At 40.8% G+C, this 13,961-nt stretch carries 14 protein-coding genes; 6 read left to right on the forward strand and 8 right to left on the reverse strand.

Annotated elements, in window-relative coordinates:
- Positions 1 to 2 precede the first annotated feature (2 nt).
- From GKO22_RS08595 to GKO22_RS08620, 6 genes are all read right to left on the reverse strand, one after another.
- Positions 3 to 824, reverse strand: coding sequence for a CheR family methyltransferase (locus GKO22_RS08595; RefSeq protein ID WP_166334155.1), 822 nt, complete (start codon positions 822 to 824; stop codon positions 3 to 5).
- A 3-nt stretch (positions 825 to 827) separates the two neighbouring features.
- Entirely contained in the window at positions 828 to 1,199 is a 372-nt protein-coding gene (locus GKO22_RS08600; protein WP_166334157.1) for a response regulator, read from the reverse strand.
- 20 nt (positions 1,200 to 1,219) lie between these two features.
- A complete protein-coding gene (locus tag GKO22_RS08605; protein WP_166334159.1) occupies positions 1,220 to 4,816 on the reverse strand; it encodes a response regulator in 3,597 nt (1,198 codons plus the stop codon).
- Positions 4,817 to 4,820: 4 nt separating this feature from the next.
- On the reverse strand, positions 4,821 to 6,290 hold the full coding sequence (locus tag GKO22_RS08610; protein WP_166334161.1) for an ATP-binding response regulator: 1,470 nt from the start codon (positions 6,288 to 6,290) through the stop codon (positions 4,821 to 4,823).
- A gap of 269 nt (positions 6,291 to 6,559) precedes the next feature.
- On the reverse strand, positions 6,560 to 7,003 hold the full coding sequence (locus tag GKO22_RS08615) for a hypothetical protein (protein ID WP_166334162.1): 444 nt from the start codon (positions 7,001 to 7,003) through the stop codon (positions 6,560 to 6,562).
- 98 nt (positions 7,004 to 7,101) lie between these two features.
- Positions 7,102 to 8,241, reverse strand: a complete 1,140-nt coding sequence (locus GKO22_RS08620) for a porin (protein WP_166334164.1) — start codon at positions 8,239 to 8,241, stop codon at positions 7,102 to 7,104.
- A 283-nt stretch (positions 8,242 to 8,524) separates the two neighbouring features.
- Here GKO22_RS08620 and GKO22_RS08625 point away from each other — a divergent pair, with 283 nt between their 5' ends.
- The 6 genes from GKO22_RS08625 (at position 8,525) to GKO22_RS08650 (ending at position 12,664) form a co-directional block, all read left to right on the forward strand.
- Positions 8,525 to 9,010: a DUF6438 domain-containing protein gene (locus GKO22_RS08625; protein ID WP_166334166.1), complete on the forward strand. Its 486-nt coding sequence runs from the start codon at positions 8,525 to 8,527 to the stop codon at positions 9,008 to 9,010.
- A gap of 215 nt (positions 9,011 to 9,225) precedes the next feature.
- Entirely contained in the window at positions 9,226 to 10,281 is a 1,056-nt protein-coding gene (locus GKO22_RS08630) for a linear amide C-N hydrolase (RefSeq protein ID WP_166334168.1), read from the forward strand.
- An 8-nt stretch (positions 10,282 to 10,289) separates the two neighbouring features.
- Positions 10,290 to 10,568 (forward strand): hypothetical protein, encoded by a 279-nt coding sequence (locus GKO22_RS08635; protein WP_166334170.1) that lies wholly within the window; start codon positions 10,290 to 10,292, stop codon positions 10,566 to 10,568.
- A gap of 178 nt (positions 10,569 to 10,746) precedes the next feature.
- Positions 10,747 to 10,977 (forward strand): hypothetical protein, encoded by a 231-nt coding sequence (locus tag GKO22_RS08640; RefSeq protein WP_166334172.1) that lies wholly within the window; start codon positions 10,747 to 10,749, stop codon positions 10,975 to 10,977.
- A 207-nt stretch (positions 10,978 to 11,184) separates the two neighbouring features.
- Positions 11,185 to 11,895 (forward strand): DUF421 domain-containing protein, encoded by a 711-nt coding sequence (locus GKO22_RS08645; protein ID WP_166334174.1) that lies wholly within the window; start codon positions 11,185 to 11,187, stop codon positions 11,893 to 11,895.
- A gap of 178 nt (positions 11,896 to 12,073) precedes the next feature.
- Positions 12,074 to 12,664 carry a hypothetical protein gene (locus GKO22_RS08650; RefSeq protein WP_166334175.1) on the forward strand — a complete coding sequence of 197 codons (591 nt, stop codon included), beginning with the start codon at positions 12,074 to 12,076 and terminating at the stop codon, positions 12,662 to 12,664.
- A gap of 132 nt (positions 12,665 to 12,796) precedes the next feature.
- Here GKO22_RS08650 and GKO22_RS08655 read toward each other — a convergent pair whose 3' ends face one another.
- Entirely contained in the window at positions 12,797 to 13,093 is a 297-nt protein-coding gene (locus GKO22_RS08655) for a YgaP family membrane protein (RefSeq protein WP_166334177.1), read from the reverse strand.
- Between the two features lie 57 nt (positions 13,094 to 13,150).
- Positions 13,151 to 13,948 (reverse strand): 4-(cytidine 5'-diphospho)-2-C-methyl-D-erythritol kinase, encoded by a 798-nt coding sequence (gene ispE, locus GKO22_RS08660; RefSeq protein WP_166334179.1) that lies wholly within the window; start codon positions 13,946 to 13,948, stop codon positions 13,151 to 13,153.
- Positions 13,949 to 13,961 lie beyond the last annotated feature (13 nt).

Below are 13,961 nucleotides of genomic sequence, written 5' to 3' on the forward strand. Positions count from 1 at the left end.
TTTTATTGCAGTTTGCGCCATACTTTGTCTGATCCAAGCTTTTTATACGTGTTTTCTAAATTAGAAAAACGAATACTTTCTTTGGATCCCAAGGCTAGATAGCCTAACTTCTCTAAACTATTGTCGAACAAGTTAAACACCTTATGCTGTAATTCCTTCTCAAAGTAAATCAAGACATTGCGGCACATAATAAGTTGAAACTCATTGAAAGACGCATCCGACACCAGATTGTGTGTGGAGAATACAACCCTTTCTTTGAGTTTATCGTGAAACTTTGCAACATCATAATTCGCCATGTAATAGGACGAAAGCTCTTTCTTGCCTCCTGATATAATATAATTTTCAGAATATTGTTTCATGTGGCGAATGGAAAAAACGCCATTTCGAGCTTTCTCCAATACTGTTGGATTTAAATCCGTGGCATAGATCAAAGAGCGATCGTACAAGTTAGCTTCTTGCAGCATGATGGCCACTGAATACACTTCTTCTCCAGTAGCACAACCTGCAATCCAAATGCGAATGAACGGATAGGTCGCCAACTGCGGCAATACGTCTTCACGCAGTGTTTTATAAAAATGCGGATCGCGATACATTTCTGTCACATTCACCGTGATTTCTTCCACAAATCGCTGTAGGTAATCAGGATGATGCATGACTCGATACCGCAATTCTGCGAAGCTATACAACTTATCCATCATACAAATACGGCTTACCCGCCTTTTCAGTGAAGCCTTGCTATACAGCGTGAAATCATAGCCGTATTTCTCGGCGATCTCCTCGAAGAGTAAATCGAGTTCATCATCTCGTAATATGGCGTGCTCCATGAATTATATGATCTTGGATAAGATGAGCAATAATTTATCCAAATCCACTGGCTTCGAAATATAATCATCCGCCCCAGCTGCCAAACATTTTTCGCGATCCCCGACCATGGCTTGTGCTGTAACCGCAATGATCGGCAACGACTCAAAACCACGTGTACTGCGAATCATGCGAATCGCCTGATAACCATCTAAATCTGGCATCATCATATCCATCAGTACGACCGCGATATCATCGCTGTTATGCAGCAAATCAATTCCTTCGGTAGCACTGGCACTCGAAACCGACTTATAGCCCTTCACACGTAATGTCAATTCAAGTGCGTAGATATTACGCGGATCATCGTCGATGATTAGAATCTTGTTTTTATTATTCATAACCTATATTGAGCGCTTTTTTAACCCTCGTATAACCATACACGTAACAATGATAAGAGCTGATCGGCATCCACCGGTTTTGAGATATAATCCGATGCGCCTGCCTGTATACATTTCTCTCGATCACCTATCATCGCTTTTGCAGTAACCGCAATAATAGGCAAGCGCGAAAATTGTGGCATTTCGCGCACGCGACGAATGCTTTCATAGCCATCCATTTCGGGCATCATCATATCCATCAATATCACCGAGATATCTGGGTTTTCCTGCATCTGCTGTAGTGCTTCTTTGCCATTCATGGCAGAATACACTTTCATCTGGTATTGTTCTAAAGATTTGGTCAGTGAGAAAATATTTCGCACATCGTCGTCGGCAATCAATACTTTTTTGTCTCGCAGTACATCATTCAACGCACCCAAGCCATTATTTTTCGAACTTTGCTCCTGCTGATCTGAGCCTGACACCAAATGAAGAAACAGGCCGACCTCATCCAATATGCGTTGGTAAGAGTGTGCTGTTTTCAGTACGATAGAATCTGCATATTGCTTGATCTTGTTCTCTTCCGCATGCGATAGGTTTTTGCCTGTGAAAATAATTATCGGCAGGTTTTCTAATCCATCTTTTGTTTTGATGGCTTCCAAGGTTTCGTATCCAGAGCGATCTGGCACGCCCATATCCAATATCACACAGTTCACGTCCGACGAGGATAGCGCATCCACACTTTCTTCTACCGAATTTTTGATTTCAGAGGCAATGTTAAAATTGCTCAGATAGTATGCTAATGCTTGGGCATGTTTAGGATTCTCTTCTACGATCAATACCTTTTTAGGATAACGCTCCAAAGCATCTTCAATCTTCTTAAACATACCACCAATCTGCTCTGATAGCAGTGGTTTACGAATAAAGTCGATGGCACCTTTTAACAAGCTTTCCTTCTTTACCTCCAGTGAAGACATGATGTGCACTGGGATATGCTTGGTGGCGGCATGCCCTTTGAGTTCGCTCATTACTTGCCAACCATCTTTGATCGGCAACTGAATATCTAATAAAATAGCCTTCGGCTGATAAGTCTTTGCATAGTCAAGCGCGACATCTCCACGAACCGCTACCACGCCTTTGTAATTTTGCTGACGGGTATATTGTAATAATGCTTTGGCAAAATGAATATCGTCCTCCACGATTAGAATCACCTTATCATCGACTGTAATATGATCACGATCATCTTCTACATCGGCAGGGATATCTGGCAGAGCAAAGGTATTTGCGGAATCACTTACCAGTGATTCGATTTCTTTCACATCATCGGAGATACTGCTTAGCAAATCTTCTGTTACGGGGTTTACCTCGGCCACATTTCGATCGATGGGAACGATCAAGGTAAATGTGCTTCCTTGATTCTGTTCACTTTTCAAACGAATCTCACCACCTAATAATCTAGCGATCTCTCGGCTGATGGATAAGCCCAATCCTGTGCCGCCGAACTTGCGTTGCGTCGAGCCATCGGCTTGTTGAAAGGCTTCGAAGATGAGCTGTTGTTTGTCTTCGGCGATGCCAATTCCTGTATCTTGTATCTCGAACAATACGTGATGATTTGCCTCAGGATCTCGCTTGATCGTCAGCGTAATGCTGCCTTCGGCCGTAAATTTAATCGCATTAGATAGCAAATTCCGTAGTACCTGATCTAGTCGTTGACGATCTATCTCAATGCTATTTGGCAAGTCCGAATCTAATTGAATATTAAATTGCAACGATTTTTCGGTCACCACGGGTAAGAAAAGACTTCTTAAATCATCTACTATGTCGCTGATCTGTACCGAATGGTATTCTAATTCCATCTTCCCAGCTTCTATCTTGGATAGATCAAGTATCTCATCAATTAGTGTGAGCAAACTTGTACCAGAACTGTGAATCACGCGTGCAGATTCTGCATGATCATCGTCCATTTTGCCATCTGCATTCTCACCCATCAAGCGAGACAAAAGCAGAATTGAGTTGAGTGGTGTGCGCAGTTCATGCGACATATTTGCTAAGAACTCTGTTTTATATTTGGTACTTAGCGCTAACTCCTCTGCTTTTTGTTGTATTTCTACGTTTCGCTCCGCGATCAGAAGATTTTTCTCTTCCAAGAGTTTGGATCTTTCTTCCATCTCTTGGTTAGATTGCAAGAGCTCTTCCTGCTGTACGCGAAGCTCCTCTTCCGAAGCCTGTAGCTTTTGCGTTTGTGCTTCCAGCTCCACATTCAGATTTTGCATCTCGTTGTGCTGCACTTGCAGTTCTTCGGCTTGTGCTTGACTTTCTTCGAGCAAAGTTTGTACTTGTTTGCGACTTTTTGCCGAGATTAAGGCATTGGCCAATGTAAAACAAGCTTCGGCAAAGAAATCTAACTTGGTTTTACTAAAGGCATCTAATGCACCAAATTCGATGACGCCCAAGCATTTGGAATCTGATATAATGGGCATCCAGAGTACGGCATTCAATTTAATCGTGCCATGTGCAAAATTCACGACATATTCTTGCTGTTCGAGCTCTTCAAACAATTTGGGCTGACGATCGACAAATACCTGACCAACCATGCCTTCGCCTGGTTTCAGTATCTTGGGAAGACCATCTTTCAAACCATAAGTACTGGTCAATACCAAATCCCCGTCTTCAAAAAGATAACAAGCACCATTGACTAATCCGCTATAGCTTATTAAGTAGTTCAAGGCATCATTTGCTAACTCTACGTTTTCTTTGTTGCCAGTAAGCACTTCGTGAAACTGTGCCATACCTTTTTGTTCCCACTCATTATTGTTGAGTATCTCAAATGATTTGCGAAGTGCTGCACTCATTTCATTGAGCGAATGCGAGAGATTACCCAGTAAGTCATCATGCTGCTCATCGATCTTCACACTGTAATTGCCATGTGCGATCTGATCGGCCATTCTCTCAACACTCGCCAATCTACCTTGTAGCTCCCGATCAATATCAGCTAATTCCTGTTGTAATCGCTCTCGATCTTGTAGTTCTTTTTGAATGCGGGTATAGAAGTAGAATGTGATAAGAAGAGAGATTAATCCCGCGGCGATAATCAACATAGTGGTATTGTCCGACGCCGAATAAACACTGGCTGTCCGCACCTCCAGTAATTGATTTTCGGTATCTACAATACGATCGATCACTGCACGGCAGCTGTCCATAAAACGCCGACCTTCTTCTAATTGCTCTAAAGTAATCGTTTCGTTTGCTCGCTTTGTACGTACCAAACGCTTTAGAATGCTCAAACGTGTGTCGATCAGTTTGTACAATGTATCTGATCGTTGCACTTGCGCGTCATTGTCAGCAATTAGATCTTGTAAATTTGTGATCGCCATCGGCAACGTGACCATACTTTGGTTGTATGGCTCTAAAAAGCGTTCGTCGCCGGTGAGGATATAGCCACGCTGTCCAGTTTCTGCGTCTTGTAGATTCGTCCACACTGCATTAGAAGCATTAATGACTTGGTAGGTGTGCTCTACGCTTGCCTTATTATCAATCAGGTTAGAAATACTGATGTAGGAAGCAATGGAGCTGGTAACCAGAATAATAAACGAGACTCCAAAACCTACTTGTAAATTTCGGATAATCTTTTTAGGCATAATATTAATTTGATGGTAAGGTAAAATAAAATGTAGAACCCTCGCCGACTGTGCTCTGCAAGCCGTAAGTGCCCTGATGCTGATTGATGATCTCTGCACAGATATACAGTCCGATGCCTAAACCTTGAAAACGTTCTGACGACTCTTCTACGCGATAAAATTTATCGAAAATATTTTTGTGCTTATGCTCTGGAATACCGATTCCAAAATCGGTAACGCTGACTTTGATTTCATCTTTTGATTTTTCCGTCTTGATAACTACACGCGCCGAATTGGGCGAATATTTGATCGCATTGGTAAGGTAATTGGTCAATACTTGTTCGACTCGGATTTCATCTCCAATCAATTCCTGATCGATCGGATCACCAATACGTTCTAGCGTCAACTCACCTGTACCAAAAGTTTGGTACATCGTGTCGATCACATTGCTAATCATTGGCTCTAGCAGAAAAGGAACTTTATTGATCTTAAGACGGCCATTTTCCATTTTTGAGATATCCAGCAGATCTACGATTAAGCCATTTAATTTGTTGAGCTGGTTGTGTACACGCTGAATGTAATTATGCGCGTTTTTCTGATCCTGTGGCTCCAGTATTCTCTCTAGTAATTGTACGTAAGCTTTAATGCTCGTTAATGGTGTTTTTAGTTCATGACTCGCGATACTCAAAAATTCGTCTTTCTTCTTCTCAATATGTTTCCGATCGTCGATATCGGTGAAAGTCCCTACCCATTTCGCAACTGAATCGTTTTCTTTGATCGGAATAATTCGTAATAAATGAAAGCGGTACGTATCAGATCCTAATTCACGGATGCGCGTTTCCGATTCGAATGGAGTCGCGGTAAGCAGATGTGGCTGCCATGAATCTAATAAATAAGGATCTTCAGGGTGTGTTTCGGGAAATAATTTTGACGTAACCGAATAGTTGAACCACTTATTATTAACGAACTCTACTTCGCCCTTAGCATCGGCCATAAAAGCAATTTGGGGCAACGATTCCAGTATAGAGCGCAGATGATCTACTCGCTCCTTTAACATATACTGCGTTCTTTTTCGCTCTTCTATCTCCAAACGCAACGCTTTCTCCGTACGATTGAGTGCTAATGTCTGCTCGTACAAACGGTAAAACGTCTTCACCTTCAGGATCAAGATGTCAGGATCTACCGGTTTAGTGACGTAATCTATACCACCAGAAGCATACCCTTGCGTTATGAATTTTTTGTCGGTATTTACAGCAGACAGGAAGATGATTGGGATTTCTTTGGTTTTATTAAAGCCGGAAAGAGATTCAGCCACTTCAAAACCATCCATTCCAGGCATTTGAACATCCAAGATGATCAGTGCATAATCCGTTTTCAACACCTTCTTCAAGGCTTCTTCGCCCGACGTGGCAGAATCTACTTCGAAACCCTTACTCGTAAGTAATCGCTCCAGCGAATATATATTCTCTATGGTATCGTCAACAATCAGAATCATGTAAGTCTTCTAAGACAAGTTTTTACACTAACAGGCTATTAATGCTCTCATTAATCTTTCTAAAATAGCATTTTTTTGCGATTAGGTAGCTGCGCAGTGAAGTTAGCAAAAATCGCTCCATTTCGGCATTAGAATTACATTTGACGGGAAATTATTTTTAAAACACACGCTACAATAATAGCTTTGTTCCCATTTGACACTGGGCAATAAAAAAAACAGGCAAGAACAATAATATTGTTCCTGCCTGTTTTTCAGATCTTTTTATACTTTTATGCTTGCGTTATTGGATTATCATCGCCATCGGCGTCATCCTTTTTTGGATATCCTTCGGCATCTAAATCATCCGAAAAATCTTCAGGTTGTGCGCTGAGCGCTTCATCAATTGGATCAACTTGTAGTTCTTCACTGCCTACAACTTGATCTAACTCTTCTAATCGGCCATCTAACTCATTTTGCTTTTCCTGATACTCACCTTGAGCATAAGGATTTGCTTCGTCGTAAAGTGCACCATCTTCTTGCCCTTCGGGTGCAGCCGTATCATACGGCAACGGATGATCGTACTCGCTATCGCCCGATTCAGTATCCAGCTCAAAACTATCTTGCTCTTCGTTGTACTTCAGCGTTTCTCCGGTAGCTTCCGCTTCATCGCGGATTTCATCATTATCAAATGGCAGCTGTTCTGCGTCGTTTTGTCTATTATTTTCTTCTGACATGCTAACTCCTCTTCTATAGATAGTAAAATTAATTGTTTCTCTACTTTAATAACAAAGGAGTGCCGATACCGTTTGCCAGAACTGAAAATATCGCTTTTCTAAAAATTCAATTGCGCCTGTAGCCTCAGCAGATTCCCGGTCTGCAAATTTTCGGGAAGTTGCTGATCTTCATAACGACGCGAAGACATGGTGTACATCGCGACTAACTCGAAATATTTGGAAGGTTGCCATTCTACGCCTAACTCCCATTCTTTTACATCATAACTGCGCGCATCTTGCTCGTGTTTTTTTCCTCCTTTGTATTGTTGCAAACGAGTGAACGGGATTAATATTTGATTTTTGAGACGCGTCATATACGATAATGTTACGTAACCGCCAGACAGCGATTTGGTATCAATGGCTTGCTGCAATCCATCGTATTCTGGTCCACGACCAATGTTATATTCTGCTTGAATACCGAAAGGTTGTGGGTATAACACGAATGAAGCCGCCACGCGCTGGTCTAAATAATCTCGATCCGCATCTACACTTACCCCTTCACTAATACGGTCTTGTGATATAATGTACCGACCAGTATAACCTTGCAAACCTGCTTCCACGATCTGATTGCCAATCTCAAATGGATAACTAAATCTGGAAACTATGTGCATACCTTTGTTACCTTCCGGATTATTGGCAGTTTGCCCATTATAAACGCCAAAAGCAAATACACCATAATCTCCCGAACCTTTCAGTCCTCGGGCTATCAAATCAGCAAATAGTTTTCTCTTTTCTTGGGGTGCCCAATAGAAGAATACTCCCAAATCCCGTTCGTTGCGCAACGCGCTATTCGTACCATCTGCGCGATCTAAAGGCAATCTGTTTTGACTGGATTGCATATTTTCAAAACCAAATGGCACCTTACTCTGTCCAATACGCAGTCTAAATTCATTTTTACTGTCCAATCCCAAATCAAAATAGGCATCTCGAAGCTGCCCATAGTGCAAACCTCCTTGCGCCGAACTAGCAAAGTCTGGTTGTAAGTAAAAATAAATTCTATCATTGAGCTGCCCGGAAAAGATAAGTCGTACACGTCGCAACATAAAGCCACCGCCTTCTCCCCAACTTGCGTCACATTGCTCACAGCCCAAGTTGGGATTTGTCTCCAACAAACGGTTGTAGCGCGCCTGTACATAACCACGCATATTGATTGACTGATACCAAGGTTTTTCTTGCGCAATCGCGCTTGAAACAGTCATAAGCAGCACAAAACAGATAATTCGAAATAAATACATTTAAACTCAAGATCAATTTAATGTTAAAAGATGTGCCGAAAATAATTACTTAATAATATCCTAACATCAAGCATTATGTTAATTAATGATATCATAATATTGAGTTTATCATTGCATAATAATCGCTTAACATTTTGTTAATACTGAGTGGCGAATTGGACATTTATTACCTAATAAAGAAGAAATTGCGCAATACCTAGGCTGGTTTGGCAACGTTTTTGGAAATGCTTTGGTAAACACATCAACTATGAGATATTCCGTATACCTATTTTTCGTCGCTGCCCTTCTATTCTCCGCATGTAGTTCACAACGTGCAGGCAGGATCGAAAATGCAAATCAAATCAGTATGATTACAATTTCAAGAACTCCATGCTTTGGCACCTGCCCAGTCTATACGATGCAAATTGATAAAAATTGTGTCGTCACTTTGGATGCGGTGGATCATTTGCCTAACAAAATGAAGGGTTGGTATAAGGCTAATCTTCCAGAAAAAGAATGGATGGTTTTGGTGAATAAGTTGGAGAAAATGAATTTCAAAGATATGCAGGATGATTATGGCAATCGCCAAATTACTGATTTACCTTCGGTAAATACCGCGATCACTTTTGCAGATGGCAACGCCAAAAAGATAAACGATTATGGAGCGCGTGGTACGCAAGAACTAAGTGAATTATATACATACGTAGATGCGCTTATTGGATCATTAGATTGGGAGTCGACAGATCAAAAATAAATACTTCTGTATTCAAATAGCTTGTTGGGCATCACTCGGAAGGGATGATGCCTTTTTCTTTGTCCATCATTCACGAAGACACAGCGTTACAGATTGTAAATTTATCTTAAATGGTTAAAATTCATTTATTGGCACTAAAATATTATGTATTTTTAGAAAAAAAAACCAAAAAAAACACTGATAATCAAATAAATACTAAATCAATTAGATATCCTATGAAATTATTAAAAAGAATGTTGATGACGATAGCAACCTCTTCTCTGATGGCGCAAGCGATACCTTGCACCAGAGTGGTGTATAAAGGTCCGAATGAGACCATCATTACCGCGAGAAGTATGGATTGGCGTGATGAAATTCCTGCTAATTTGTGGGTTTTCCCGAGAGGAATAAAACGCAGTGGCGAAGTTGGACCAACTTCTATCCAGTGGACATCAAAATATGGAAGTGTTGCGGCTAGCGCTTGGGATATTGCCACTGCCGACGGCATGAACGAAAAAGGTTTGGTAGCGAACGTTTTGTGGTTGGCGGAGTCAAAATATCCATCTTTCAACCCAATAGCGGGCGAAAAAGGGCTTACTATCGCAGCTTGGGCACAATACGTATTAGATAATTTTGCTACAGTAAATGAAGCGGTTGAAGCATTGGAACAAGAAAAATTTGTCGTTGTAAGTGATGTGATACCGGGTACAGACAAGTTTACTACGTTGCATTTATCTATATCGGATAAAACGGGTGATAACGCTATTTTCGAGTACATCGATGGTAAATTGATGATACATCACGATCCGAGCTATACGGTAATGACGAACTCTCCCGTTTTTGATCAGCAACTTGCTTTAAATGCTTACTGGCAAGGTATCCCGGGTACGATCATGCTACCGGGAACCAATCGTGCGGCAGATCGATTCGTGCGAGCGTCCTATTACATCAATGCCATCCCACAAACGGATGATACCAGAAACTCGTTAGCGAGTGTGTTTAGCGTGATTCGCAATTGTTCCGTACCTTTTGGTATATCTTCTCCAGCAGAACCAAACATATCATCCACCCGATGGAGATCTGTTTCTGACCACAAAAATCTCACTTATTATTTTGAGACGGTCAACGCACCGAGCGCATTCTGGATCGATCTTAAAACTCTTGATTTTAGCGAGCAGGGTAAAGTGTACAAGCTACAAGTCGATGGCAATTTTAACCTTGCTGGATTGAGCAATGAACAGCTGGTACCGAAAGAACCATTTCGATTTATGGGGTTAAATCAGGATAAGTAATTCAATCTATGCCATATTTACTTTTTGCCATTACGTTAGTTGTTTTTGTTCCAATCATTCTGTTATCCTATAGATTCAAGAAACCCGTTATCGCACACTATATTTTAGGGTTTATCAATATCGGAATTGTAGCTCATATGCTTTCTACGATGGAAGAAGCTAGTAAATCTTTCGATCCACAGACGGGAATGGGCTTAGGTTTTTATTTGATGTCGGCACTAGTAACCTTTGCCCTATTGACTTTAGCCGGCATCGTGCGCTTTATTTATCAAATGAAATTTAAATAGTCGATCTCGTAAAGATGATAGGCTATTTGATTGCGGTATGCTGAATTTACAACGGCCGGCTCCGTACTGTACACTTGTTCATGGAAGATATACCCGTTTTGTAATTATAAGAAACGTTATGCCACACGAGCTGTTGTAGTAGTACAGAAAATAGAAAAATACATCTTAAAATTACATTATGGCTATTGAAACAGGAAACGAAGGACAAGTAACAAAACAAATTGAGAAGGTTACTTCTAAAGTGCCTTCCGCCACATTTTTGATTGCTGCTGTCGCAGCAATGGGCGTATCACTTACTTTAAAATGTCTGTGTAAGGACAAAAATGCATTATTCGTCGGCCAATGGGCAGCGCCGTTTTTGCTACTTGGCGTGTACAACAAAATTGTAAAAACAGAAGGACACGATTAAAGCAAGTAAAAAGTAAGATCTATAATGAAATTATGTATTGCACGTACTATGCCTCTCCCTTGAGAGGCATAGCTATTTATACATTATCATGGTTACTCAAATTTATCCTGCCCCTAAAAAATCATCCAAACAGTTCGCTTATAATGATGACTGCAAAAACCATAACACTCATTAAAAGGTTATAGTGGTAATACATCACCTTCGGCCATGTCAAACATTCTCACACTTCTAAATCACGAAAAATTTTTCAGCGATGTTTTTTTGTACGACCTCGACTTTAGCTATGCGATAGAGATCATCTTTCGCACGACCGTAATGTTTTCCATAATTTTGATATTTCTGCGATTAACGGGAAAGAAAGGTATTCGCCAGCTAAGCATCTTTGAAGTGGCTATTATTATAGCGCTTGGATCGGCAGCGGGCGATCCAATGATTGATCAAGAAATGGCCATTATCCCTTCCCTTATTGCCTTTATCTCTACCCTAATATTGTACCGAAGTATTACCTATTTTGCAGCTAAGTATAGTAAAGTAGAATCCTTGATAGAAGGCCAACCTATCTATGTTATTGAAGATGGAAAATTCAGTTTAAATGTAAAAGAGGCACAAACGCTAGGCAAAGATGAATTTTTTGCAGAAATGAGAGAATCTAATATATCACATGTAGGGCAAGTGAAAACAGCCATTCTAGAAACAAATGGTAAGCTGAGCATCTTTTACTTCGAACAAGACCAAGTCAAATATGGTCTTCCCATTCTACCGAAAGAGTATAATAAAAAAACAATAGATATTACAGTGCCAAATCATTACGCATGCACAACATGCGGAGAAACCGCTTACCTACACTATTCTACTTCCTGCTCACGTTGCCAGGGTGTAGAATGGGTCCTTGCTGCAAAGGATTGCCGAGTAACATAAAAAACGATTGTTAAGACAGAACAAATCCTAATTGATATCAAGAACTAGATTAATACCTTAAAGCCCGCTTATCACCTTTTTCCAACCCGTCAATATACTCGAAATTATAGTCCTAAAAAACATCTTTGAACACTGTTTGTCTTACTACTCGTAGAAGTAGTGAACGAAAGGACAACCGATGATACCAAGACAAGAAAAAGGTATGCGAATTGATTGCTCGTCTTCCAATAGTTTTTCCACTGTAAAAGAGGCAGAGCAATTTTTTACAGTGGCAAAAAAACGCCTGTTCAATATAAACAAATGGAATAAGGTGGCCGTCCTACCTTCATCGGTATTTCGACTAGCTAGTAGCGACGGGACGCCGCTCGACCGACAAGCGCAAGAAGGAGATCTAGTACGAATAGACATTTTAGGGCCAGGCTTGCCTAGTAGCAATGGCTATGATTGGGTTCGTATTGAAGAAATTTCAGAACAAACAACTTCTGAAATGCAACAGGTCGCTATTACCTTGAGACCATATATCGATCCCACAAGTACGAGTCATGACATTGCACATTTTTTTAAAAATATTGCCACCTCAACCATTTTATTAAAACAAACGGACCGTGAGGTTTCGGTACAATACGCGGGGAGAAACGAAGTGATAAACGATCAAAATGAGAAAATAGCGGATAATATTCGAAATACTTTGATCGGATTAACTGCTAAATTAGGAGGATCGTACCCTCAATGGAAGGCTTTGATCGCCGGAATTTTAAAAGAAGTTTAACACAACAATTTTACTTAAAAAACCGTGTAATTATGTGCAACTGGCAGTACTTCTAATCAGTTTTTTACGATAAAAGTCCTATCAACACCAGAGGTGGATAGGACTTTTAGATAAGGGTTATATAGTACTTATTTATTTCACGAAATAGCGATGCTCAATGACTGTAGTATCTGGCTTTTCTTCTTCTTTATTCAGAGCACTTGTAAGACGGCACTTCCCGGTAACTCCGCGATAAACTAACGAACCACCCAAGGCAATACCCGAGAAAGAAGTCAATGGACTGCGGAATAAGTTTTTAACTCCTACACCTAAGATAAATCCTCCCGCGATTACAGACAATATACGCTCCGATCCGCCGACATTTGCATCTGTACACTCGGCGTCGAATTTATCTTTCAGCGTTTCCAATGTTTTATTTAAAATACTCATAGCTTTTCTTGTTTACTCATAGCATAAACATTTTGGGATGTAAAAAGTTTGAAAAATTTAGCCCAAAAAAACGGTTCCGAAAGATTGCAATTTTCGAAGGTCTGGAGCGGAATCAAACAGGCCATAAACTGCCGAACCAGAGCCCGACATAGAAGCATATAAGCAACCTGAATCATACAAGGCAGATTTCAATTCTTGTATCTCCGAATGATGACGAAAAAGTCCTTCCTCAAAATCATTTTTAATATGATATTTCCACTCCTGCACCGGCAGTTGGATCGCTTCTCGTAGATCTACCTGTGCCGTACGAATGGATACATTTTGGTATGCTTCGGCGGTCGAGATATGAATCGGCGGCTTTACAACGACGATATGATAGGCAGAAAGATCGATTGCTATCTCTTCAAAAGTAGTCCCGATTCCAGTCGCGTATACCGGCTTATTGCGAATGAAAAACGGACAGTCTGCGCCCAATTGACTGGCATAAGATTCCAATTGCTGCTGCGTCAAATCTAATTTGTATTGCTGATTTAGCATTATTAAAGCCCGACTTGCGTCGGCCGAGCCACCGCCCAAACCCGCACCAACAGGAATGCCTTTCAATAAATGGATCTGTACTGGAGGCAGATCATGATCTGCCGCAAGCAGACGATATGCTTTTGTACAAAGATTGTCTTCGCCTACCGGAAATGCATGGTTATAAACTTGCATAGATAGCGCCTGGGAAGGCAATATCTCAATACCATCATATATTTTGACCGGATAGAAAATCGATTCCAGATCATGATAGCCATCTGGTCTTTTGCCAGTAATATGTAGCCCGATATTTATTTTTGCGTTGGCGAATTGTAGCATACTTACTGCTTAG

It is taken from the genome of Sphingobacterium chungjuense (assembly GCF_011316935.1).
In the GTDB taxonomy this organism is placed as follows: domain Bacteria; phylum Bacteroidota; class Bacteroidia; order Sphingobacteriales; family Sphingobacteriaceae; genus Sphingobacterium; species Sphingobacterium chungjuense.

What these genes read in the sequence shown, in the direction of transcription:
- GKO22_RS08610 (WP_166334161.1), bottom strand. Translation starts at nt 6,290, where the DNA reads ATGATTCTGATTGTTGACGATACCATAGAGAATATATATTCGCTGGAG.
- GKO22_RS08650 (WP_166334175.1), top strand. Translation starts at nt 12,074, where the DNA reads ATGATACCAAGACAAGAAAAAGGTATGCGAATTGATTGCTCGTCTTCC.
- GKO22_RS08600 (WP_166334157.1), bottom strand. Translation starts at nt 1,199, where the DNA reads ATGAATAATAAAAACAAGATTCTAATCATCGACGATGATCCGCGTAAT.
- GKO22_RS08655 (WP_166334177.1), bottom strand. Translation starts at nt 13,093, where the DNA reads ATGAGTATTTTAAATAAAACATTGGAAACGCTGAAAGATAAATTCGAC.
- GKO22_RS08645 (WP_166334174.1), top strand. Translation starts at nt 11,185, where the DNA reads ATGTCAAACATTCTCACACTTCTAAATCACGAAAAATTTTTCAGCGAT.
- GKO22_RS08630 (WP_166334168.1), top strand. Translation starts at nt 9,226, where the DNA reads ATGAAATTATTAAAAAGAATGTTGATGACGATAGCAACCTCTTCTCTG.
- GKO22_RS08595 (WP_166334155.1), bottom strand. Translation starts at nt 824, where the DNA reads ATGGAGCACGCCATATTACGAGATGATGAACTCGATTTACTCTTCGAG.
- GKO22_RS08620 (WP_166334164.1), bottom strand. Translation starts at nt 8,241, where the DNA reads ATGACTGTTTCAAGCGCGATTGCGCAAGAAAAACCTTGGTATCAGTCA.
- ispE (WP_166334179.1), bottom strand. Translation starts at nt 13,948, where the DNA reads ATGCTACAATTCGCCAACGCAAAAATAAATATCGGGCTACATATTACT.
- GKO22_RS08635 (WP_166334170.1), top strand. Translation starts at nt 10,290, where the DNA reads ATGCCATATTTACTTTTTGCCATTACGTTAGTTGTTTTTGTTCCAATC.
- GKO22_RS08640 (WP_166334172.1), top strand. Translation starts at nt 10,747, where the DNA reads ATGGCTATTGAAACAGGAAACGAAGGACAAGTAACAAAACAAATTGAG.
- GKO22_RS08615 (WP_166334162.1), bottom strand. Translation starts at nt 7,003, where the DNA reads ATGTCAGAAGAAAATAATAGACAAAACGACGCAGAACAGCTGCCATTT.
- GKO22_RS08605 (WP_166334159.1), bottom strand. Translation starts at nt 4,816, where the DNA reads ATGCCTAAAAAGATTATCCGAAATTTACAAGTAGGTTTTGGAGTCTCG.
- GKO22_RS08625 (WP_166334166.1), top strand. Translation starts at nt 8,525, where the DNA reads ATGAGATATTCCGTATACCTATTTTTCGTCGCTGCCCTTCTATTCTCC.